21 protein-coding genes and 1 tRNA gene are annotated in these 21591 nt (G+C 65.9%); 13 read left to right on the forward strand and 9 right to left on the reverse strand.

The window, feature by feature from the left end; all coding sequences use genetic code 11:
• Window positions 1-4 precede the first annotated feature (4 nt).
• A complete protein-coding gene (gene orn, locus ACFWHR_RS07255) occupies window positions 5-661 on the reverse strand; it encodes an oligoribonuclease (RefSeq protein ID WP_382447762.1) in 657 nt (218 codons plus the stop codon).
• A 96-nt stretch (window positions 662-757) separates the two neighbouring features.
• Between orn and def the strand changes: the two genes are divergently transcribed.
• Window positions 758-1321, forward strand: coding sequence for a peptide deformylase (gene def / locus ACFWHR_RS07260; RefSeq protein ID WP_382447595.1), 564 nt, complete (start codon window positions 758-760; stop codon window positions 1319-1321).
• Window positions 1322-1349: 28 nt separating this feature from the next.
• Here def and ACFWHR_RS07265 read toward each other — a convergent pair whose 3' ends face one another.
• The 7 genes from ACFWHR_RS07265 to pepN all read right to left on the reverse strand — a co-directional run bounded on the left by ACFWHR_RS07265 (window position 1350) and on the right by pepN (window position 8369).
• Window positions 1350-2591, reverse strand: coding sequence for an MFS transporter (locus ACFWHR_RS07265; protein WP_382447596.1), 1242 nt, complete (start codon window positions 2589-2591; stop codon window positions 1350-1352).
• Window positions 2592-2638: 47 nt separating this feature from the next.
• Window positions 2639-2711, reverse strand: a tRNA-Arg gene (locus ACFWHR_RS07270).
• A gap of 73 nt (window positions 2712-2784) precedes the next feature.
• Window positions 2785-3729: a GGDEF domain-containing protein gene (locus ACFWHR_RS07275; RefSeq protein WP_382447597.1), complete on the reverse strand. Its 945-nt coding sequence runs from the start codon at window positions 3727-3729 to the stop codon at window positions 2785-2787.
• Between the two features lie 43 nt (window positions 3730-3772).
• Window positions 3773-4354, reverse strand: coding sequence for an HhH-GPD-type base excision DNA repair protein (locus ACFWHR_RS07280; protein WP_382447598.1), 582 nt, complete (start codon window positions 4352-4354; stop codon window positions 3773-3775).
• A gap of 59 nt (window positions 4355-4413) precedes the next feature.
• Complete coding sequence (locus ACFWHR_RS07285) at window positions 4414-4872, reverse strand: globin (RefSeq protein ID WP_382447599.1); 459 nt, start codon at window positions 4870-4872, stop codon at window positions 4414-4416.
• Window positions 4869-5783 (reverse strand): mechanosensitive ion channel family protein, encoded by a 915-nt coding sequence (locus tag ACFWHR_RS07290; protein ID WP_382447600.1) that lies wholly within the window; start codon window positions 5781-5783, stop codon window positions 4869-4871. The genes ACFWHR_RS07285 and ACFWHR_RS07290 overlap by 4 nt, the downstream gene beginning before the upstream one ends.
• Window positions 5784-8369, reverse strand: a complete 2586-nt coding sequence (gene pepN / locus ACFWHR_RS07295; protein WP_382447601.1) for an aminopeptidase N — start codon at window positions 8367-8369, stop codon at window positions 5784-5786.
• A 156-nt stretch (window positions 8370-8525) separates the two neighbouring features.
• Here pepN and ACFWHR_RS07300 point away from each other — a divergent pair, with 156 nt between their 5' ends.
• The 12 genes from ACFWHR_RS07300 to ACFWHR_RS07355 all read left to right on the forward strand — a co-directional run bounded on the left by ACFWHR_RS07300 (window position 8526) and on the right by ACFWHR_RS07355 (window position 19753).
• Complete coding sequence (locus ACFWHR_RS07300) at window positions 8526-9482, forward strand: aldo/keto reductase (RefSeq protein ID WP_382447602.1); 957 nt, start codon at window positions 8526-8528, stop codon at window positions 9480-9482.
• Window positions 9483-9499: 17 nt separating this feature from the next.
• A complete protein-coding gene (locus tag ACFWHR_RS07305; protein WP_382447603.1) occupies window positions 9500-10120 on the forward strand; it encodes a DsbA family protein in 621 nt (206 codons plus the stop codon).
• 39 nt (window positions 10121-10159) lie between these two features.
• Window positions 10160-10651, forward strand: a complete 492-nt coding sequence (locus ACFWHR_RS07310; protein WP_382447604.1) for a ribose-5-phosphate isomerase — start codon at window positions 10160-10162, stop codon at window positions 10649-10651.
• Complete coding sequence (locus ACFWHR_RS07315) at window positions 10651-11655, forward strand: Fpg/Nei family DNA glycosylase (RefSeq protein WP_382447605.1); 1005 nt, start codon at window positions 10651-10653, stop codon at window positions 11653-11655. Before ACFWHR_RS07310 ends, ACFWHR_RS07315 begins: the two co-directional genes overlap by 1 nt.
• Window positions 11656-11680: 25 nt before the next feature.
• Window positions 11681-12310 (forward strand): dihydrofolate reductase family protein, encoded by a 630-nt coding sequence (locus ACFWHR_RS07320; RefSeq protein WP_382447606.1) that lies wholly within the window; start codon window positions 11681-11683, stop codon window positions 12308-12310.
• 127 nt (window positions 12311-12437) lie between these two features.
• On the forward strand, window positions 12438-12785 hold the full coding sequence (rplS, locus tag ACFWHR_RS07325; protein WP_382447607.1) for a 50S ribosomal protein L19: 348 nt from the start codon (window positions 12438-12440) through the stop codon (window positions 12783-12785).
• A 151-nt stretch (window positions 12786-12936) separates the two neighbouring features.
• Window positions 12937-13656: a signal peptidase I gene (gene lepB / locus ACFWHR_RS07330; protein WP_382447608.1), complete on the forward strand. Its 720-nt coding sequence runs from the start codon at window positions 12937-12939 to the stop codon at window positions 13654-13656.
• A gap of 3 nt (window positions 13657-13659) precedes the next feature.
• On the forward strand, window positions 13660-14343 hold the full coding sequence (locus ACFWHR_RS07335; RefSeq protein WP_382447609.1) for a ribonuclease HII: 684 nt from the start codon (window positions 13660-13662) through the stop codon (window positions 14341-14343).
• Window positions 14340-15179: a glutamate racemase gene (gene murI, locus ACFWHR_RS07340; RefSeq protein ID WP_382447610.1), complete on the forward strand. Its 840-nt coding sequence runs from the start codon at window positions 14340-14342 to the stop codon at window positions 15177-15179. Before ACFWHR_RS07335 ends, murI begins: the two co-directional genes overlap by 4 nt.
• 56 nt (window positions 15180-15235) lie before the next feature.
• Window positions 15236-15976: a ribonuclease PH gene (rph, locus tag ACFWHR_RS07345; RefSeq protein ID WP_382447611.1), complete on the forward strand. Its 741-nt coding sequence runs from the start codon at window positions 15236-15238 to the stop codon at window positions 15974-15976.
• 2 nt (window positions 15977-15978) lie between these two features.
• Window positions 15979-16575 (forward strand): RdgB/HAM1 family non-canonical purine NTP pyrophosphatase, encoded by a 597-nt coding sequence (rdgB, locus tag ACFWHR_RS07350; RefSeq protein ID WP_382447612.1) that lies wholly within the window; start codon window positions 15979-15981, stop codon window positions 16573-16575.
• Window positions 16576-16693: 118 nt separating this feature from the next.
• Window positions 16694-19753 (forward strand): aminotransferase, encoded by a 3060-nt coding sequence (locus ACFWHR_RS07355; protein WP_382447613.1) that lies wholly within the window; start codon window positions 16694-16696, stop codon window positions 19751-19753.
• 172 nt (window positions 19754-19925) lie between these two features.
• Here ACFWHR_RS07355 and mgtE read toward each other — a convergent pair whose 3' ends face one another.
• Window positions 19926-21284, reverse strand: a complete 1359-nt coding sequence (gene mgtE, locus ACFWHR_RS07360; protein ID WP_382447614.1) for a magnesium transporter — start codon at window positions 21282-21284, stop codon at window positions 19926-19928.
• Window positions 21285-21591: the final 307 nt, after the last annotated feature.

Consider the following 21591-nt stretch of genomic DNA (forward strand, 5'->3'; position numbering starts at 1 on the left):
GACGTTACTGCGCCGTCGGAACCTCTTCAGCCAGCCCGTCAATGAGCTCGGAATACTGCTGCGTAGCAGCGGTCGAGGTCGCCGTCGCCGTTGCCTTGTCTGGGCCGGGCGCCGCGACCATCACGGCGTCGCGGAAGTACGCGAGCTCCTGAATGGACTCCGCGATATCAGCGAGGGCGCGGTGCCCACCGTGCTTCTTCGGTGCCGCGAAATAGGCAGCGGGGTACCAGCGACGGCTGAGTTCCTTGATGGTCGAAACGTCAACGCTGCGGTAGTGCAGCTGTTCTTCGAGAGTGGGCAGATATTTGGCGATGAACCGGCGGTCCATGCCGATCGTGTTTCCTGCGACGAGCGGGCGACGACCCGAGGTGATGAATCGCTTCAGGTAGGCGATGACCTGCTGTTCGGCGTCCTCGAGCGAAGCGCCCTCGGCGATTCGGGGGAGCAGGCCAGACGTTTCGTGCATCGAACGCACGAAGTCGTTCATCTGGTCAAGAGCCGCCTCGCCCGGATTGATGACGATCTCGAAGCCCGGATCGAGCGGCGTGAGGTCGAAATCAGTGACGATGACGGCGATCTCGCACAGGCCATCCTGATCGACATCGAGCCCGGTCATTTCGCAGTCGATCCAGACGATCTGGTCAGCTGGCGTATTGGCCACGGTGATCTCCTCGGTGCGTCGTCGGGGCGTGCTGAACGCGCGCAATCGGTCCAGTCTACTTCGAGCGCCAAACAAGCCGGGGTTAAACTGGCGGGTATGGCTGTTCTTCCCATCGTGATCTCTGGCGAGCCCGTGCTGCATCGCCCCGCCGCCCCCGTCACCGCATTCGACGCCGAGCTGCGCACCCTCGTTGACGATCTCTACGAGACAACGGTTGCGGCGCCGGGCGTCGGTCTTGCGGCGCCCCAGGTGGGCGTCGGCAAGCAGGTGTTTGTGTGGATGTACGACGAGCAAGACGAGGGGCCGGCGCGCGGGGCCGCGATCAACCCTGAGCTCTGGATCACCCCGGCCGAGCCGGGGTTGCCTGGTGGCGATGAGGTGGAGGGGTGCCTCTCGTTTCCCGGCGAGCGCTTCGCGCTGCGACGCTCGCCACGGGCGCTACTTCGCGCACAGGATGTGGATGGAAAACCGTTCGAGATCACCGCGAGCGGGTGGTTCGCGCGCATTCTGCAGCACGAGTTCGACCACCTGAGCGGGTTGCTCTATGTCGACCGCCTCGTGCACCCCGAAAATCGCGGCGCGCAGAAGGCGCAGCGTAAGAACGGCTGGGGCAAGCCCGGGCTGAGCTGGCTTCCGGGCGTCGACGACCTCGAAGGCTAGTCGGCACGTCGCTCGGTGATCCGGCGCCCTACGGTGCTGGAGTAGCCGGGTCCGTCGGTGGCTCTGGTGTATCGGGCGCGCGGTGCGGTCGCGACGCCGGCGTAATGATCCACGCCAGCGCGGCGACGCCAATGAGCGCGGCTGTGACGCCGAAGGCCCAGCCGAAGCCAGCGACGTCGACGATCGCGCCCGCGATGAGCGGGCCGAGCACGCCGCCCAGGTCGCTCGTCATAGAGTAGGCGGCCACTACCGACCCGCCGCGTCGCTGAGCGAGTACGTCGGCGAGCACGGCCTGTTGCCCGGGATTCACGAGTGCCGAACCCGCGCCCGCGGCAAACATGATCACCAGCGCCACCCACAGTTCCGGAGCGGTGGGAAAAGCGGCATAGGCCGCGGTCAGAATTATCGACCCCGTGATGAGCAGCGGTTTACGGCCGATCGTGTCGTTCCAGCGACCGGAGGGGAAGATGAGGATCGCATTGCCGGCAGCATAAGCTGCGAGAACCCAGGCCGCCATCGTCGCATCGCCGTGGAACGTCGCCGCCACGAGCAACGGGATCACTGACACCCGCACTCCGAATGACGACCAGCCGAAGGTGAACACCGACAGCAGCAGCGTACGATACTGCGGCACTCGCAGTGCGTCGTGCAGCGACATCACATCGCTCGCGTCGAGCACACCCTTGGGTGCGCGATCCGCGAGCTTCGAGGATCGGAGCGCGAATGCGACGACGGCCGCCGCAGCGACAAGCGTGAAGAAATAGAACACGAATGGTGCACGTAGGCCGAATACGGCGACCGCGCCGCCAAGGACGGGGCCCAGGAGGCCGCCGAGTAGGAATCCGGCCGCGTTGACGCTCGCCACCCGCCCGCGGGCGGAGGGCGGGCTCACCTTAATGAGTAGGGCGGTCGCTGCGATCGTAAACATCGCCGACCCAATGCCGCCGACCCCCCGCAGCACCACGAACTGCGTGTAGTTCGCCGCGAGTGCCGCCGCGCCGGTCGAGCCTGCGACGATGAGGATCCCGATGATGTACGTGCGCCGTTCGCCCAGTCGGCCGACGACCCAGCCGGCGAGCGGTGCCGAGACAAGTCGCATCAGCGCGAACGCGCTGACGATCGCTGATGCCGCGAAGTTGCTGACATCGAATTCGAGCGCAAACTGGGGGATCGCTGGCGCGACGACGCCATAGCCGAGAGCGACGGTAAAACCACCCGCGACGAGTGCCCACACCTCGAACGGGAGCTTCGCCTTTTCAGGGGTGCGCACGCGCCATCTTCCCTTCAGATCCGCCTGAGCGGACGTGGAAAACCAAGTGCCTCCGGCAGGATTCGAACCTGCGACCAACGGATTAGAAGGCCGTTGCTCTATCCACTGAGCTACGGAGGCAGCTCTACGAGCGTACACCGTGACGCGAGGCAGGCGCGTGCAGCACCGCCGTGCGGCACCGCCGCGTACCGGCTTAGGCGCGGGCCGCGGCCTTTTGCGCGTACATTGCTCGGTCGGCCATAGCCACAGCCTCGTGGATGGTCGCAATTGACGGCACCGCAGCTGCGGCACCGAGTGATGCAGAGATTCCCGCGTGTGCGAGGGCCGCCTGGAACGACGCGAAGTGTGCGTCAGTCTCGTGTGTTGTGACACCGTTTGCGAGGATCGCAAACTCGTCGCCGCCAATACGCGCAATGCGGTGTACGCGTGTTGCCGCTGAGCTGAGCGCTGCGGCAGTCTCGGCGAGTAACTGGTCACCCGCGGCGTGACCAGCGGTGTCGTTCACTGCCTTGAGGCCGTCAAGATCAATGATCGCGATTGCCACGGGATCGCCGAAGGCATCGACGCGCTCCTGCGCATCGGCCAGCACACGATCCCAACCGCGGCGATTGAGCAGACCGGTCAGCGCGTCGGTGTGCGCGAGCGCGTCCGTGATCGCGATGCTGCGTCGTTCGCGATCGATGCCGCGGGACAGTTCGAGCTGAGATGAGAGCAGCTCGCTGAGCAAACGGATCAGTTCCTCGTCGATCGTCTCCTCTTCGGCCAGCGGCGCTTCGCGTACGCCGCACAGCACGCCAAACAGCTCGCCCTGGTCATCGCGAATGGTGTACCCGGCATAGGAACCCACGTGATCCGCGGCCTCGAGATCTGAGAAGTCGGGATCCTGTTTTGAGTTGCGCACCACGTGTGCCGCACCGGCCGACATGCGGCTGCAAAATGACTCGTTCCAGTCGACTCGATCGCCAACGGACAGCACGTGGTCGTGGTGCACATGCACGTGAATTTGCTCGCCGTTGGTGACGCGGGAGACAGACCAGTCGGTGAGCGGCGTGTGTTCGTTCAGATACGACACGACACGTTCCGCTGATTCCGTGAAGCTCACCGCTCCATTGAGCTCAGAGGTTTCTGGCGTCATCATGTCGCCACCCCGCGTGCGCAATTGACGCAATCGTCAGATGCCGTCATCGCGCACCGCGTTCGGCTTTAGCTGCCGCCTTGGCCGCTCGTTTCGTTTCGCGCACGCGCAGCAGAGACTCCGGCGATGAGATGTCGGCTACGCTGCGGAATGATCCGGCTTCCCCGTAGTTACCTGCGGCTTCGCGCCAGCCAGCGCCTTCGAATCCGAGTTGCTTGCCGAGCAATGCGAGGAAGATCTTGGCCTTTTGCTCACCGAATCCGGGTAGCGCCTTGAGACGCTTCAGCACCGTTGGTCCATCGGGGGAGTCCCGGGTCCAAATCAACTGTGCATCGCCATCCCACTCGTCAACGATGGTCTGGCACAGCGTCTGCACGCGTGTAGCCATTGAGCCCGGGTAACGGTGCACCGCGGGAGTCTGCTTGAATGCCTCTAACACCGTGTCGGGGTCGGTGCTCGCGAGGACCGCAGCATCGACCGATCCGAGTCGTTCCTGGATCTTCAGAGGACCAGAAAACGCGACCTCCATCGCGATCTGCTGATCAAGCAGCATGCCGATAAGCAAAGCGAGGGGATTGTTCGTCAGCAGCTCGTCGGCCGCCGGATCATCGGTGAGGTGCAGGCTCATGCAGCCAGTGTACTGACGGGCGGGGCCGTAATCGAGGCGAGCGCACCCCGTCCGTGCAGTTACTCGAAGCGGTTGACCATGGCGAGAGCCGCGCGCTCGACGTAGTCGCGGAACGCGGCGTCGTGCATGGGGGAGAGAGCCGCCTCGTCGAGCGCAGCGTGCATGTGCTTGAGCCAGCGGTCGCGAGCGTCGGGGGTGACGGCGAAGGGTTGGTGCCGCATGCGGAGCCGAGGGTGTCCGCGCTGCTCTGAATACGTCGTCGGGCCGCCCCAGTACTGTTCGAGAAATGCCTGCAGTCGCCAGGTCGCCCCTTCCCAGTCGTGGTCGGGGTACATGGGCGCGAGCACCTCGTCTTCGCGCACTCCACGGTAGAACGCGGCGGCGATGCGCTCGAACGTCGGCGTGCCGCCGACCTGAGACCAGAGCGTCTCGGTCACGGCATCGCCGCTCGCGCCGGAGCGCAGCGTCAGTCGCGGGCCCGGGGCAGCTCCGGCGCCCGGGTCGACAGCTTCACTCATGCGGCGCCTCCTGGCGGTTTCGGGAGTTCGTCCGCGAGGGTGATGTTATTCTCTCGGAACTTGCTGCGCAGCTCGGCGCGGATACCGCGCTGCACCTCCCACTGAGCCTCGGGTCGGGTCTTCACGGTCAAACGCAGCGTCGCGCGGTCGCCGTAGATGCTCTCGAGCCCGAGGATCTCGGGCGAGCCCGTGACCTTGCGCGCGTACTTCTCGGAGCGCAGCAATTCACGGGCCGCCTCAAGCGTGACGTCGGAGACGTGCGACAAATCTTGCCTGGCGTCAACGGTGACATCGATGACGGCCTGGCCCCACCCCTGCGACGAATTGCCAAGGGTCAAGATTTCGCCGTTTCTGATGAACCAGAGCGTACCGTCAATCGCGCGCACCTGGGTCACCCGTATGCCGACGTCTTCGACGGTGCCACTGATGGTGCCGATCTTCACGACGTCGCCGACCCCGAGCTGATCCTCGAACACCATGAAGATACCGTTCAACAGGTCCTTCACGATGTTCTGGGCGCCGAATGCGAGACCGGCCGCCACGATGCCGGCGGAGGTCAGTAGCGCGCCGAGATTCACGCCCAACTGCCCCAGGATGAGGATGAGCGAAATTACGACGATCACCCAGGTGATCACCGCGCGGCCGACGGTGCCGAGGGTGCGCGTGCGTTGCACGGCGCGCGCGCTGACATACGGCGCTGCGCGCATCTCCGATGTCGTGTCGACGTCTTGCGCCTTCTTAACTCCGCGCACCACGTGCGTCACCGTGCGCATGAGCAGGCGCCGCAGCAGCCAGTTCAGCACCAGCGCCAAGATCACGATGATCACGATCGCGATCGGCACGTGATACAGGGTCAGAAAGTCTTGGAAGGCGTTGCCGACCACCTCTTCCACACCGTCGACATTCTCCATCTAGACCTCCCGGTCGGCGGCCTGCACCCGCAGGGCGCGCTCGACTCCGGCCAGGCCCTCCGTGATCATGCGGCGCACGGCCGCGGGCGCGTCCACGTTCGCGTCAAGCCAGGCTCGCGTCGCATCGGCGAGCGGCTGGTTCGCGAGCTCGGCGGGGTAGAACCCCTCGACCAACTCTTCGGCGATCGCGTAGCTGCGCGATTCCCAGACCGGCAGCACCGCTTCGAAGAAGCGCTCAACATACGGCTCGAGCGCCGCCACGTCGTGCACGCGGGTGAATCCCGCGGCGGTTGCGCGCACGATCGCGTTTGGCTGATCGGTCTGCTCGAACACGGAAGCCCATGCATTCGCCTTGTCTGCCGCGCCGGGCAACGCCGCGCGAGCGTGGGCCGCCGACTGGTTGCCATTGGCGGTGCGATCCTCAGCGAGTCGTGCCTCGATGTCCGCGAGCGTCGCCCGCCCGCCCGCAGCTAGTGCGATGAGCAGCTCCCAGCCGAGATCGGTGTCGATAGTGAGACCCGCGAGCGTGATCGTGCCGTCGGCGAGACCCTGAACAGTGTCGAGGTGCGCCTCGCTCGCGGCGACCTGGCCGAACGACTTGACGAACTGGAATTGACGATCGGAGCCGGGTTCGGCCGCGCTCGCGAGATCCCAGAGCGTGTTGGCGACCTTCTCGAGCGTTGCGGTGCGGCGATCGCGAGCGACATAACTCGCCGACGTGAGCAGGAGCTGACCGAGCAGCGTGCGCAGCGTTGTCGAAGCTGACTCGCGCCCGATGTGCGCGAGCACGATGTCAACGAATCGGCTCGCGGGGAATTCGCCGTCGCGCGTCGCGTCCCAGAGCGTGCCCCAGAGCAGGGCACGCGTGAGCGAGTTGGGCGCATCGCCGAGGTGGCGCGCCGCAGTGTCGAGCGAACGCTCGTCCAGGCGGATCTTGGCGTACGTGAGATCGTCTTCGTTGAGCAGCAGTAGCGCAGGCTGCGCGGCGCCGACGAGCTCTGGCACATCGGTTGATGCGCCATCGACGTCGAGCTCGATACGCTGCGTGCGCGTCAGTTCGCCGTTTTCCAGCTCGTAGAGTCCGACTGCGATGCGATGCGGGCGAATCGTCGGATAGTCGGCAACGGCCGACTGTGCGATTGAGAAGCTCGTGTAGTTGCCGTCGCTGTCGACTTCAAAGACTGGCCGAAGCGTGTTCACGCCCGCGGTTTCGAGCCAGAGCTTCGACCACTCGGTGAGGTCGCGACCGCTGCGGGTCTCAAGCTCGGTGAGCAGGTCGGGAAGCTCGGTGTTTGAGTGGTGGTGCTTCACGAAGTAGTCGTGCACGCCCTGCATGAAGGGCTCGCGGCCGACCCAGGCGACGAGCTGCTTCAGCACCGAGGCGCCCTTCGCGTAGGTGATGCCGTCGAAGTTCACGAGGACGTCTTCGAGGTCGCTGATGGGGGCGACGATCGGGTGGGTCGACGGCAGCTGATCCTGCCGGTATGCCCACGACTTCTCGGAGGCAACAAACGTCGTCCAGCAGTCAGTCCACTCGGTGGCCTCGGCGACTCCGAGCGTCGACATGTACTCGGCGAACGACTCGTTCAGCCACAGATCATTCCACCACCGCATTGTGACGAGATCGCCGAACCACATGTGGGCGAGCTCGTGCAGGATCGTGACGACGCGGCGCTCGCGCATAGCGTCGGTCACCTGGCTGCGGAACACGTAGGCCTCCGTGAAGGTGACCGCGCCCACGTTCTCCATGGCGCCCATGTTGTACTCGGGCACGAAGAGCTGGTCGTACTTATCAAAGGGGTAGGCGTAGTCGAACTGCTCCTCAAAGAACCCGAACCCCTCGCGCGTCTTCTCGAAGATGTAGTCGGAGTCGAGGTACTGCGCGAGCGACTCCCGGCAGAAGACGCCGAGCGGAATCGTGCGGCCGTCGCGGCTGGTCAACTCGGAGCGCACAACGTGGTAGGGGCCAGCGATGAGTGCGGTGATGTAGCTCGACATCACCGGGGTCGGCTCGAACGCCCAGGTCGCAATGTCTTGCTCGGCCCAGTCGCTACCCTGCGCGGCGGCCTTCGTACCAGCGGCACTCGGCGTGGGCGTCGGCTGATTGCTGACGACCTGCCACCGCGCGGGTGCAGTGATGGTGAAGCTGAACGTCGCCTTGAGATCGGGCTGCTCGAACACCGGGAACATCCGGCGCGAGTCGGGTACCTCGAACTGCGAGTACAGGTAGACCTCGCCGTCGGCTGGATCGACGAAGCGGTGCAGACCCTCGCCAGTGTTGGTGTAGCGCTGCGTCGATGCGATGCGCAGCGTGTTCTGCTCGGCAAGCCGCGGCAACTGAATGCGCGAATCGGCAAACACCGTCGCGGGATCGAGTGCCTCGCCGTTCAGCTCGACGCTCTCCACTGAGTCGGCGATGATGTCGATGAACGTGCTGGCTCCCGCGGTACCGCTGAAGTGAACGGTCGTTTCTGCGGTGAATTGCTCGGCACCGCGGGTGAGGTCGAGGGCGACTTCGTAACGGTCGGTCGAGACGACTGCGGCGCGCTGCTGCGCCTCTGCACGGGTGAGATTCGTTCCTGGCACAAATGCTCCTGACGATTGCGAATACGTAATGGCACCAGCCTAGGCCCGACGGTCGACATCGGTTATGAAACCGCTGGATGCGTGCTGAGAACGGCGCCGAAACCGCCGCGAAGGAGGCCGCGACGGCGGTGATCGGATGTGCGTACAGTGGGGCGCATGGCACGCACACTCGGAACCTCTGACCTCCTCGTTTCTGCCGTCGGACTCGGCTGCAACAACTTCGGCCGCCCCGGCACCCTGACAGAGCACCAATCGGGTACAAACGAGGTCATCGGTGCAGCGATCGACGCGGGGATCACGCTCTTCGACACCGCAGACCTCTACGGCTACGCCTTTGGCCGCAGCGAGCGGATGATGGGCGAGGCGCTCGGGGCGCGTCGCGACGAGGTGATTCTCGCGACCAAATTCGGGCACCCCGACGCTGATTCGCCCTACGCCGGCAGACGCGGCTCGCGCGAGTTCATTAGAGCCTCGGTCGAGGGCTCGCTCACCCGGCTGCGCACCGATTGGATCGATTTGTATCAAATGCACGTGCCGGATCCGGGGACCCCGATTTCCGAGACCCTGAGCGCCCTCGACGAGCTCGTGCGAGAGGGAAAGATCCGTTATTACGGTCACTCAAACTTCACGGCAGGGCAAATGCGCGAGGCCGCCACAGCCGCTGACGAGCTGGGAGTGCGCGGCTTTGTCTCCGCGCAGAACGAGCTCAGCCTCGTGCAGCGTGCAGCGGATCGATCAGAAGTGCCGGCCGCCCGCGAACTCGGCCTCGGATTTCTCCCGTTCTTTCCGCTCGCGAACGGGCTGCTGACGGGCAAGTTTGCGCGGGATCGGTTTCCCGCCGATTCGCGCATCATGCGGCAGCGCCCGCACGTTGCGGAGGACGCGGATTGGGATGCGCTCGACGCGTATCGCGCGCACTGCGCCGATTGGGGAGTCACGATGCTCGAGGCGACCTTCGGTTGGCTGCTCGACCATGAGCCCGTCGCCAGCGTCATCGCGGGCGCCTCGACGCCCGCTCAGGTGCGTGACAACGCACTCGCGGGGGAGAAGTGGCGCCCAGATAACGCCCAGCGCGAACGCATTGAATCGCTCTTCCCAGTACTCCGCAGCTGAAGAGTAGGCTGAGCCGCATGAGCATCGAGCGCACCGATTCCGCACAGCCCGCCGTCGAGTTTTGGTTTGATCCGATCTGCCCGTGGTGCTGGATGACGAGCCGCTGGGTGACCACCGTTTCTGAGGCGCGCGGCTTCTCAGTGAAGTGGCATCCCGTCAGTCTGCAGGTCATCAACGAGGGCAACGAGCCGGGATCACACGCGGAGCGCATGCGTGAGGGGCATCGACTCGGCAAGGTCGCCGTCGCGGTCGGTCGCGAACACGGCGCCGAAGTTGTCGGCAAGCTCTATACCGAGTTTGGCACCGCGATTCATCCGGGTGCGCGCGACGATTTCGACGGCATCCTCGCTGACGGGCTTTCCGCGCTCGGTCTCGACGCCGCGTTCGCCAAGGCCGCCGATGACGACCAGTACGACGCTGAGCTGCGCGAAAACACGGCGCACGCGCTGAAGATCGCTGGCCCCGACGTCGGCGTGCCGGTTATCTCCGTAAACGGCGTGGCGTTCTTCGGCCCGGTCGTGACGCCCGCCCCCGAGGGCGAGCAGGCACTGGCTTTGTGGGACGGGATCGTCGCTGCGGCGAGCGTGCCCGGCTTCTACGAGCTGAAGCGCGGGCGCACCGCTTCGCCGCAGTTCTGAACGGGCGTTTGAGCCGTCACGCCGGGTAGAATCGAGCCCATGCGTATTCACGTCGCCACTGACCACGCCGGACTCGATTTCAGCCACCAGCTGCAGCAGCATTTGCGCGCCCAGGGGCACGAGGTCATCGACCACGGCCCCGCCGAATACGACGCGCTCGATGATTATCCGTCGTTCTGCATTAACGCCGCACTCGGCGTCGCTCGCGATGAGCGCGACGGCGTCGAGGCGCTCGGTGTCGTCTTCGGCGGCTCGGGCAACGGCGAGCAGATGGCCGCAAATAAGGTCGACGGTATCCGCGCCGCTCTCGTGTGGAGCGATTCGACCGCGGTGCTCGCACGAGAGCACAATAATGCGAACGTGATCTCGATTGGCGCGCGTCAGCACGAAGTTGCCGATGCAACTCGCTTCATCGATCTGTTTATCGCGACGCCGTTCACCGGTGACGAGCGACACGTCCGCCGCATCGCTCAACTCGGTGAGTTCGAGCGCACCGGTGAGATCGCCGGCAAGCAGGTCGATAGCCTCTAATGCCAGAGGGCCACTCCGTTCACCGCATCGCGCGGCAGTTCGCGGTCAACTTCGTCGGCACAGCGCCCGAGGTGACGAGCCCGCAGGGGCGGTTCTCGCAGGGCGCCGCACTGCTCACGAGGCACACCATGATCGATGCTCGCGCTGTCGGCAAGCAGATGTTTCTCGAGTTCGAGGGCGATCGATGGTTGCGTGTGCACCTGGGTATCTACGGAGCGTGGGACTTCGCGGGCGAGGTTCGCGTTGACCCGTCAATCCAGATTCACGGCCAGACTCCTGGTCACTCGAAGCTCGGCCAGACGGGAGAATACTCGCGGCCGGATCGCGCGTTGCCGGTCGACCGTGACGCGGAGGACTCCGTCACATCGATCGGTGCGCCGCGGCGCAGTCGGGTGCGCATGGCAGAGAGCGACCGCGAGAGCGCCGCTCCAGCGTCATTCCCGCCCGACCCGGTGGGCCAGGTGCGGGTGCGGTTGCTGAACGATCTCGTGTGCGCCGATCTGCGCGGGCCGACGGCCTGCGAGGTGCTCACTCCCGCAGAGGTCGACGCCGTGATTCACAAGCTGGGCCCAGACCCTGCAAATGCGAACACGCCCGCTGAGCGTGACCGTTTCGTCGAGCGTGCGCTGCGTAAGAAGACGCCCATCGGACTCGTGCTGATGGACCAGTCAGTGATCGCGGGCATCGGAAACGTGTATCGCGCCGAAATGCTCTTCCGGGCAGAACTCAACCCGCATACACCGGCCAACACTATTGACCGCACGGTTCTTGAATCGCTCTGGGACGACTGGGCGTATCTGCTCGAGATCGGCATCACCGTCGGTCAGATGATGACGATCGACGGGCTGACCGGCGACGACTATCAGCGCGCGCTTGTCGAGCGAGACGAGCGCCACTCGGTGTACAAGCTCGAGGGAACGCCCTGCAAGCGGTGTGGCACAAACATCGTGCTCGAAGAATTCGGTGCGCGCAAACTCTACTGGTGCCCGGGCTGCCAACATTGACTGCTCCGATGAAAGGAATCCGCGCATGACTCGCACCGTGTTTTATACCGCAACCACGCTCGACGGCTACATCGCCGACCCGAGCGATTCGCTCGACTGGCTGCTGCGCCAGCCTCAGGAGGAGAATGGCGCGGGCGACTACGCGACGTTCATTGCTGGCGTTGGCGCAGTCGTAATGGGGGCGACGACGTACGAATGGGTCATGCGCCACGAGAAAGGCGTCTGGGGATATGAGGTGCCAGCATTTGTGCTGACCCACCGTGAGCTAGAGCCGCCGACCAGCACGACGCATGGCGGTCCAGCAGACGTACGGTTCCGACAGGACGATATCACCGCGCTAGCTGACGAGATGCGCGAGAGCGCCGGCGATCGCGACCTGTGGGTAGTGGGCGGGGGAGATCTCGCCGGACAGTTCGCAGATCACGGTTTGCTCGATGAGATCCTGACATCAATTGCGCCGGTCGTCTTGGGTGCTGGTCGCCCGCTGCTGCCCAGGCGGCTCGACCTTGAACTCCTGGAAGTGGGGCGAAATGGTGCGTTTGTGGTCGCCCGCCACCGGGTGCTCGGCCCACTCACCGAAGACCGTGCGACAGAAGCGGCAACAGCAGCGGCAACAGAATCCGCGCCCGGTGCTCAGCGCGGCTCAGAAGTATGACATAATTGATCCTTGTGCCACGGTGCGGTACTGCCGCGAGGGTCCGCACGGACCGTGAGCTGAATACCTCAATACTTTTTCGATATCCGCGTTCCCGACTTGCGGCGGGCGCAGAGAGTAGACAATCATGCAGAAGCTCGACCTCGTCGATGCCCCGTCGCTCAAGAGCGACATCCCCGATTTCCGCGCCGGCGACACCGTCAAGGTGCACGTCAACATCGTCGAGGGTAACCGCTCGCGTGTTCAGGTGTTCCAGGGCATCGTGATTTCTCGCCACGGCGAGGGTGTTCGCGAGACCTTCACGGTACGCAAGATCAGCTTCCAGGTGGGCGTGGAGCGTAAGTTCCCCGTGCACTCGCCCGCGATCGACAAGATCGAGGTCGTCAGCCACGGTGACGTGCGTCGTGCGAAGCTCTACTACCTGCGCGGCCTCACCGGCAAGAAGGCAAAGATCAAGGAGAAGCGCGACCGCTAAGTCGTGTTTTTCCGGGCCGTTTCACACGTGCCCGTGACGCTCTCAGGCTCCCCCCTGCAATAGGGTGGGAGCCTGAAGTGTCTCACCGAGCGGGTGAGGCCCGTGGCGTCGGTTTTACCGCAGCACCGCTCCCATCGACAGGGGAAGTTACATGAGTGAAGCAGAGGCCACGACCTCAACGCGTCGGCCACGTCGAGGCGGCGTCATTGGATTTTTGCGCGATCTCCTCGTCATCTTGGTGGTGGCGTTCCTGGTCTCCTTCCTGCTGAAGACCTTTCTCGTGCGGAGCTTCTTCATTCCCTCAGAGTCGATGGAAAACACGCTCCAGATTGACGATCGCATCCTTGTCAACCAGCTCGTCCCCGATCTCATCGACGTGCATCGCGGAGACATCGTGGTCTTTAAAGACCCGGGCGGGTGGTTGTATCCGCGCGCTACGGAGCCTCCGCAGGGATTCGAACGAGTGCTGCAGACCATCGGCCTGGCGGCTGACACGAGCAACGAATATGTCGTCAAGCGCGTCATCGGCGTCGGCGGCGACCGCGTTGAGTGCTGCGATGCCCAAGGCCGCGTCATGGTCAACGGTGTGCCCATCGACGAGCCCTACATTGTGAAGCCCGCGGGAGAAGAGCGTGCCTCGGCGATCGACTTCGACGTGACGGTGCCCGAGGGTTCGCTCTGGGTCATGGGCGACAACCGCTACCAGAGCAAAGATTCCCGCTACAACCAAGACCAACCGGGCAAGGGCTTCGTGCCTGAAGAAGAGGTCGTTGGTCGCGCGTTCGTGCTGAACTGGCCGCTCAACCGCTTCACCTGGCTCGGCACGCCCGAGGGAACCTTTACCGGCGTCGACGCCGCACGGGAGAAGTGAGCCGTGGCCGTCACGGCCGAAGCGCGCTCGAAGGACCCGACGCTCGACATAGAGCTGGCCTACTTCGCCGGAGGCGCTGAACTGGTCATTGGTATCGACGAAGTGGGGCGCGGCGCGATCGCCGGTCCGGTTGCGGTGGGAGTTCACGCGGTGCTGCCAGGAACGACCGCGTTTCCCGAGGGCCTCCGCGATTCGAAACTGCTGAGCGAGAAGCGGCGTGACGCACTCGCTCCGATCGTCCACGAGTGGGGCGCAGGCGCCGTCGGATTCTCGAGCGCCGAAGAGATCGACGCGCAGGGCATTACGTCGATGCTTGGGCACGCCGCGCGGCGCGCACTGCTCGAACTCAGATCGACTGGCGTGCCGGTCGAACGCGCCGTGATCCTGCTCGACGGCGCTCACGACTGGCTCTCAACGGTGCTTCGCTCGCCGCTCGATGTGCGCACCCGGGTGGGGGCAGATCGCGAGTGCGCGAGCGTGGCCGCCGCATCTGTGCGGGCGAAGGTCGCTCGAGATGCGCTGATGCGCGAAGCTGATGAGGCACACCCCGAGTACGCTTGGGCGTCGAATAAAGGGTATGGCGCGAAGGCCCACTACGAAGGCATCGCAACGGCTGGCCTAACCGAGTTACACAGGCACACCTGGATCAAGCTGTCGGCGATCGGCTCGGGTAGTGTGGAATCGTGAGTTCGCCCCAGCCTGACGCATTCGCCCCCATCGGGGTGTTTGACTCCGGAGTCGGCGGCTTGACCGTGGCCCGAGCGATTCGTGACCAGTTGCCAGGCGAATCAATGATTTACGTCGGTGACACCGCGCACACCCCCTACGGCCCGCGGCCCATCGCTGAGGTGCGGCGGTTCGCGCTCGACATTCTCGACGGCCTGGTCGAGCAGGGCGTGAAGTTGCTCGTGATCGCGTGCAACACCGCGTCAGCTGCGGTGCTGCGCGACGCGCGCGAGCGCTACGACGTGCCGGTGGTCGAGGTGATCGGTCCGACCGTGCGCAGTGCCGCCGCGATTACCCGGAATGGACGCGTCGGTCTCATTGGCACCCAGGGCACGATCCAGTCGCGCGCCTACGATGACCTGTTCGCCATGCGCCCGGAGATTACGCTCACATCGGCCGCGTGCCCCCGCTTCGTCGAGCTCGTGGAAGCTGGCGAGACGAGCGGCGCGACCGTGCACGCCGTCGCCGAGGAGTACCTCGCGCCGCTCGCGGCAGAGGGCATCGACACACTGGTGCTCGGGTGCACGCACTATCCATTTTTGCGCGGTGCGATTCGTCAGGTCGTTGGCCCCGATGTCGCACTGGTTTCGAGCGATATCGAGACGGCGAACGAGGTCTTCGAAGTGTTGACCGAGCGGCAGCTGCTGCGCCCGTCGGGGTCAGGCGATCCCGAACTGCGGTACGAGGCGACCGGCCCCGATACGGCCGGGTTCGTCGAGCTCGCGCGCCGCATGCTCGGGATCGGTATTGATGCCGTCGACCACCTCGAAACCGGCGTAATCCGGTTACCCCGCTGACCCACGGACGCCGCGCGTTCGTCCCCGTTGATTCACACGTACCACAGGAGCACCGCATGACTGAGACCCTTCGCGCCGATGGGCGCACCCCGCAGCAGACCCGACCCGTCTCGATTGAACGCGGCTGGAGCGCGCAGGCCGAGGGCAGTGCGCTCATTTCGTTCGGCAACACGAAGGTGCTGTGCACCGCTTCATTTACCCCTGGCGTGCCGCGCTGGCTCGCGGGCAAGGGCACCGGCTGGGTCACGGCCGAGTACTCGATGCTGCCTCGTTCCACCAACGAGCGCATGCAGCGCGAATCGGTCAAGGGCAAGATCGGCGGCCGCACGCACGAAATCTCGAGGCTCATCGGGCGCAGCCTTCGCGCCGTCATCGATACGAAGGCACTCGGCGAAAACACGATCGTGATTGACTGCGACGTGCTGCAGGCCGACGGCGGCACCCGCACCGCGTCGATTACGGGCGCGTATGTTGCCCTCGTTGACGCGCTCGAGTGGGCACGCAAGCGTGGCTTTATTGCGAAGAAGGCGCAGCCGCTCTCCGACAGCGTCGCGGCAATCTCGGTCGGCATCGTTGGCGGCGTGCCAATGAGCGACCTTGCCTACGTTGAAGATTCACGCGCAGAGACCGACATGAACGTCGTGGTCACCGGCTCGGGCGACTTCGTCGAGGTGCAGGGCACGGCCGAGGGGGCGCCGTTCAAGCGCGCCGAGCTCGACGCTCTGCTCGATCTCGCGCTCGCGAGCACCACCGAACTGAGCGAGCTGCAGCGCGCGGCACTCGCCGAGGGGCGCTGAACATGACGACCGTCGTGCTCGCGTCGCACAACGCGCACAAGCTCGAAGAGCTGCGCCGCATTCTTGGCCCGCTGATCCCGGGTGTCGAACTCATCGGCTATGACGGCCCCGAGCCGGTCGAGAGCGGTGTGACGTTCGAGGAAAACGCGTTCATCAAGGCCCGGGCCGCGGCGGCGCATACCGGGCTGCCCGCGATCGCAGACGATTCGGGTATCGCGGTCGATGTGCTCGGCGGCAGCCCGGGGATTTTTTCTGCGCGCTGGGGCGGCCCCGCGCGCGATGACCGCGCAAACCTCGAGCTACTGCTGTGGCAGCTGACCGATGTCGCCGATGAGCATCGCGACGGTGGGTTCGTCTGCGCCGCCGCGCTCGCGCTTCCCGGCGATTCGCGCGCGGGCGACATCTGCGAACTGGGCGTGTGGCCCGGTCGCGTGCTGCGCGAACCGGCCGGTGAGCACGGCTTCGGCTACGACCCCATCTTCCAGCCCGAGGGCGAGACCCGCTCGGCCGCCGAGTTGACCGGCGCCGAAAAGGACGCTCTCTCGCACCGCACCCGAGCGTTCACCGCGCTCGCCCCCGCAATTCGCGCGCTCGCCTGAGCCGCACCCCTTCGACGTCGGCTTGTGCGGCCCCTGCGCCCGAGCCCGAGTGCCCCAGCATGGCGAGCACCCAACACACGAGTGACATCATTTCAACTGAAGAAATGGAGACCACCCGATGACGGAATCATCGACGAGTGGACTGGTTCGCCCGAATGTGAGTGCGGCCGACGCCGAAACAATTGCGCGCGAGTGCTATGGGCTTGAGGTCACAGCTCGCGAGCTGGGGAGCAACCAGGATCGCAACTTCGCGCTGACCGCGACCGACGGATCGCGCAGCGTGCTGCGCATCGACAATCCCGTGTTCGCCGACGACGCGCGCGACGCCCAGCACGCCGCGCTCGAGGCGTACCGAGCGGCGAGCGTCGCGGTGGCCTCGGTGCTGCCTGGGCTCGACGGCAACCTCACGCAGCGCTGGAACGGATTTGCGGTGCGTCGCAGCGAGTTCGCAGCGGGGGAGCCGATGGTCGACCTGGGCTACTTTGCGCCGGCGGTGCTCGCTGCATTCGGAGCGCTCTCGGCCGACTCGGCAAACGCGCTCGCGTCGCTTGCGCACCCGGGGCTCGATCGGGCCCACATGTGGGACATGCGCGTCGCATACGCCGAGACGATGGCGCTGGTCGATTCTATCAGCGATGAGGATCTGCGCGAGCGGGTGGCCTGTGCCGCTGATGCGGCCCAGGAGGCGCTCGCGCCGCTCGTTGACGCTCTGCCGGTGCAGGCCATTCACGGTGACCTCACCGACGACAACGTGATGGGCGCGCGGAGCGACGATACGCGCGTCTATCCGGCCGTCGTGCTCGACCTGGGTGACCTGTCGTACGGCTGGCGTGTGGCTGAACTCGCGGTAACGGTCAGTTCGCTACTCCACCACGAACCCGAGCGGCCGCTGCGCGTACTTGACGCTGTAGCTGCCTTTCATCAGCGCGCGCCGCTGTCGGCGGCCGAGGCCCGCGCTGTCTGGTCGCTTGTCGTGCTGCGAGCCGCGCTGCTCGTGGCGAGCGGGTGGCGCCAGCTCGAAATCGACGGCGACAATGACTACGCGCGCGAGCGCATTGCGGGGGAGCAGGCGATCTTCGACGCCGCTACTGCGTTACCGCTCGCCGAAATGACCGAACAGGTGCTTGCGCAACTGGGCTTTGTGGGAGCACCGCGCGGGAGCGGGCTTGAGCTCATTGCCGTTCCACGCGCGATGCAGCGAGTCGGGGTGAACGCCGACTTGGCGGGTGACTCCGGTGTAGCCGGCGTTGAGGCTCATGCGCCACTGCGCGCGTTGCTGCCTGATCTTGGCGGCGCGGTCGCGGTTCTCGACCCGGGCGTCGAGTCCGAGCAGCTCGATTCGGGCGCCTGGATGGAGGCTGACGTCGAGGCGCAGCTAGCACTCACTGCGCTGCGCGCGGGCAACGCGGCGGCGGTGTTCCCCTACGGCGTGTATCGGCTCACGCGTACCTCGGTCGACACGCAAGATGCGGCCGAAACCTGGCCGATTGCCACCGAGATTCACGTGGCTCCCGGGGCTGAGCTCGCGGTGGCGTCGCCGTCGGCTGGCGCGATCGCGGTCGCGACGGAGCAGGGGCTGCTGATCGAACTTGCCGATGGCTGGTTCCTCTCAATCGACGGCGCCGGATCGCAACTCGACCTCGGTGCAACGATTGCCGAGGGCGACGTCGTCGCGAAGCTTGCGGCAGCCGACGAGGTGCGCAAAATGTCGGTTGTGCTCTGCCGGAGTGACGCGATCTCGGGCGCTGAGCCCCCGATCCTCGCCGTGCAGGAGCCGCACCCGGGGCGCGCCCCGCTCGTCGCTCCGGATCGCGTCGCCGCGTGGCGACGCTTCACCCACGATCCGGCTTCGTTGCTCGGCCTGCCCGCGCTCGCGCAGCACGACGAGTCGGGCGATGAGCTCGCGCGCCGCGAGCGGATCTTCGCGAGCGCCCAGGAGCGCTACTACGAGCGCCCCATGCAGATCGAGCGGGGTTGGCGGCACCATCTCGTCGACACGACCGGACGCGCCTACATCGACGTCGTGAACAATGTCACGGGTCTCGGCCACGGCCACCCCGGTGTCGCCGACGCGGTGAATCGCCAGATTCGCGTGCTCGGAACGAACTCGCGCTTTCTCTATCGTGAGCTCGCCGAGTACAGCGAGCGCTTGCTCGCGCTGCTGCCTGCGGGGTCCGGCCTCGACACGGTGCTGCTCGTCAACAGCGGCTCCGAAGCGGTCGATCTTGCCCTGCGGCTCGCCCAGGCCGCGACGGGCCGCAAGACGGTGGTGGCGCTGCGCGAGGCATACCACGGTTGGACGATGGCCTCGGATGCCGTCACCACGAGCGCGTACGACAATCCGTTTGCCCTCGAGAATCGGCCCGACTGGGTGCACGTCGCCGACGTTCCGAACCAGTTCCGCGGCACCCATCGCGGTGCTCAGAGCGGTGCGGACTACGCCGCGGACCTCGGCCGTGACCTGCAGCAGCTCGCCGCCGAAGACCGTGACGCAGCAGCCTTCATCTGCGAGTCAGTGCTCGGCAATGCTGGCGGTGTGCTGCTGCCAGAAGGGTACCTCGCAGACGCTTACGCGCGCGTGCGCGCGGCCGGCGGGCTCTGCATCGCCGACGAAGTGCAGGTCGGGTTTGGCCGCATGGGGTCGACCTTCTGGGGCTTCGAGCAGTCGGGCGTCATGCCCGACATCATCACGATTGCAAAGCCGATGGGCAACGGTTTCCCGATCGGCGGCGTGATCACGTCGAAGCGCGTCGCCGATGCGCTCGCCTCGCAGGGGCAGTTCTTTTCGTCGGCCGGCGGCAACCCGGTGAGCTGCCGCGTGGGTATCGCCGTGCTCGACGCGATGGAGCAGGAAGGCCTGCAAGAGAACGCGAGGATCGTCGGTGCGCGCCTGGCTGACGGCTTCCGCTCGCTCGCAGAACGCCACGCGCTCATCGGGCCAATCCACGGTGAGGGCCTCTACCTCGGGGTCGAGCTCGTGCGCGACCGCGAGACCCTTGAACCGGCGACCGCGGAAGCCGCCGCGATCTGCGAGCGCCTCAAAGAGCTCGGCGTGGTGGTGCTCACGACGTCGGAGCGCTCGAATGTGCTCAAGGTGAAGCCGCCGCTCTGCCTGACGCCAGAGAGCGCTGGCGCGATCCTGGCCGCCCTGGACCGCACCCTCACCGAAGGCTGGTAGCGGACCGGGCGGCGCGGCCGCCCGCCCGCCCGTCCGGCAGCCCGTCCCGGCCGCCCGTCCGGCCCAAACCCGTCGAGCCCCTCTCTTGTTGCCGAGTCCCTTGCGAACATGCGCGTTCGTGGGAGGGGCTCGGCGCCGGGAGAGGGGCTCGGCGGCGTGGCGTGCGCCCGCGCTACAGGCCCAGGATCGCCGTTGCGATACCGAAGTAGACGAGCAGACCGGTCGCGTCGACGAACGTCGAGATGAACGGGTTTGAGAACACCGCGGGGTCGACACGCACAGCCCGAGCGAGCAGCGGCATGCAGCCGCCCACCACAGCGGCAACCGTGCACACGGCGAGCAGAGTGAGGCCGATCACGGCGCCGATCTGTAGCGAGTAGAACGTGCCGGCGATCCCGAACCCGAGACTTCCGAGCAGCAGACCCAGCAATGCACCGGTACGCAGCTCGCGCGAGAGTACGCGGAAGATATCGCGCGGTCGCACGTCGCCGAGGGCGAGCGCGCGGGTCACGGTCGTCGCAGCCTGGTTGCCGGTGTTGCCGCCCGTCCCAATGAGTAGTGGCACGAACAGTGCGAGCACGGTGACCTGCTCGATCGATGCCTCGAATATCTCGAGCACCTGCACGGTCAGCGTCGCGCCGACCGCGAGCACGAGGAGCCACACGACGCGCGACCGCACAAGGGAACGCACCGGAGTCGACAGGTACGGCCGACGTAGCGGTTCGGCACCGCCCTGGCGGGCGGCATCCTTATTCTCAACGTTCTCGAGGATGCGAATCGCGTCGTCAATCGTGAGCATGCCGACGAGTCGCTCCTCGCTGTCGACGATGGGGAGCGCGAGCAGCGAGAGGTCGGCGCAGCGGCGAGCGGCGTCCTCGTCGGAGTCGGTCGCCTCGGCGGTGTGCGCGGGGCTCATGAGATCGGCGATCACGTCGCCCGGCTGGGCCGCAAGCATCTCGCGGAGGCTGACGATCCCGACGACAACGCGCGTGCCATCGAGTACGGGGATCGTGTAGACGGTTTCGGCGTCATTGATGTGGGCCCGTACCCGTTCAAGCGTTTCAGCGACGGTAAGCGACGCGCGCGTTGACACGTACTCGGGGGTCATGCGGCGCCCGACGCTGCCCTGCGGATATCCGAGGAGTGAGGCAGTGAGCAGGCGATCCTGCTCGGGGAGCCCGCGGAGCATCTGCGTCGCCAGCACCGACGGCACCTCATCGAGCAGCCAGAGCCGGTCGTCGGGATCGAGCTCGGCGAAGAGGCGGCTCACGTCGGCGTCTTGCAGCCCGTCGAGCAGGTCGCTCTGCAGTGACGGCGGGAGCGCCTCGAACACCTCGACGGCGCGCTGCTTCGTGAGTAGCCGGTAGAGCACGGCGCGCTGGCGCAGATCGATGCGCTCGAACAGCGGCACGAGTTCCGCGGCGCTCAGCGGTGACAAATCGCGAGTAAGCGCGGGTAGGTCGTTGCTGGCCAGGTGGTTCATGATGTCGTCAAACGACGCGGCGACGGTGGGGATCTGCTGGGTGGTCATGGCGGTGCTCCTACGTGTGGGCGCCGTGGCGCGGCTCGGTGGCGCGACAAGGCGTGCCTGCTTCGGGGGAGCCGGGCGTGCGCGCAGGCCGACGTGGTCGAGTGAGCCGAAGGAGAAACGGCCGCTAGTGCGACGGCGTGGAAACGAGCGCGGAGCCCGGCTGATGACTGCAACTGTCACTGGACATCGGGCTCACCTCACTTCGTTTCGCGGTCGAACAGACCAAGGTGAACCCTAACACCCTCGCCACCGCCCACCCAAACCGGAGCGGGGTAACTTGTGGTGAGTGTCGCGGCGCCGACACCCG

Origin of the sequence: Leucobacter sp. NPDC058333 (assembly GCF_042726155.1) — a bacterium.
GTDB lineage: Bacteria > Actinomycetota > Actinomycetes > Actinomycetales > Microbacteriaceae > Leucobacter.

Bases quoted from the DNA above. Each gene is read 5' to 3' on its own strand.
- def (WP_382447595.1), top strand. From the start codon at position 758: ATGGCTGTTCTTCCCATCGTGATCTCTGGCGAGCCCGTGCTGCATCGC.
- ACFWHR_RS07275 (WP_382447597.1), bottom strand. From the start codon at position 3,729: ATGATGACGCCAGAAACCTCTGAGCTCAATGGAGCGGTGAGCTTCACG.
- ACFWHR_RS07280 (WP_382447598.1), bottom strand. From the start codon at position 4,354: ATGAGCCTGCACCTCACCGATGATCCGGCGGCCGACGAGCTGCTGACG.
- ACFWHR_RS07285 (WP_382447599.1), bottom strand. From the start codon at position 4,872: ATGAGTGAAGCTGTCGACCCGGGCGCCGGAGCTGCCCCGGGCCCGCGA.
- ACFWHR_RS07290 (WP_382447600.1), bottom strand. From the start codon at position 5,783: ATGGAGAATGTCGACGGTGTGGAAGAGGTGGTCGGCAACGCCTTCCAA.
- ACFWHR_RS07300 (WP_382447602.1), top strand. From the start codon at position 8,526: ATGGCACGCACACTCGGAACCTCTGACCTCCTCGTTTCTGCCGTCGGA.
- ACFWHR_RS07305 (WP_382447603.1), top strand. From the start codon at position 9,500: ATGAGCATCGAGCGCACCGATTCCGCACAGCCCGCCGTCGAGTTTTGG.
- ACFWHR_RS07310 (WP_382447604.1), top strand. From the start codon at position 10,160: ATGCGTATTCACGTCGCCACTGACCACGCCGGACTCGATTTCAGCCAC.
- ACFWHR_RS07315 (WP_382447605.1), top strand. From the start codon at position 10,651: ATGCCAGAGGGCCACTCCGTTCACCGCATCGCGCGGCAGTTCGCGGTC.
- ACFWHR_RS07320 (WP_382447606.1), top strand. From the start codon at position 11,681: ATGACTCGCACCGTGTTTTATACCGCAACCACGCTCGACGGCTACATC.
- rplS (WP_382447607.1), top strand. From the start codon at position 12,438: ATGCAGAAGCTCGACCTCGTCGATGCCCCGTCGCTCAAGAGCGACATC.
- lepB (WP_382447608.1), top strand. From the start codon at position 12,937: ATGAGTGAAGCAGAGGCCACGACCTCAACGCGTCGGCCACGTCGAGGC.
- rph (WP_382447611.1), top strand. From the start codon at position 15,236: ATGACTGAGACCCTTCGCGCCGATGGGCGCACCCCGCAGCAGACCCGA.
- rdgB (WP_382447612.1), top strand. From the start codon at position 15,979: ATGACGACCGTCGTGCTCGCGTCGCACAACGCGCACAAGCTCGAAGAG.
- ACFWHR_RS07355 (WP_382447613.1), top strand. From the start codon at position 16,694: ATGACGGAATCATCGACGAGTGGACTGGTTCGCCCGAATGTGAGTGCG.
- mgtE (WP_382447614.1), bottom strand. From the start codon at position 21,284: ATGACCACCCAGCAGATCCCCACCGTCGCCGCGTCGTTTGACGACATC.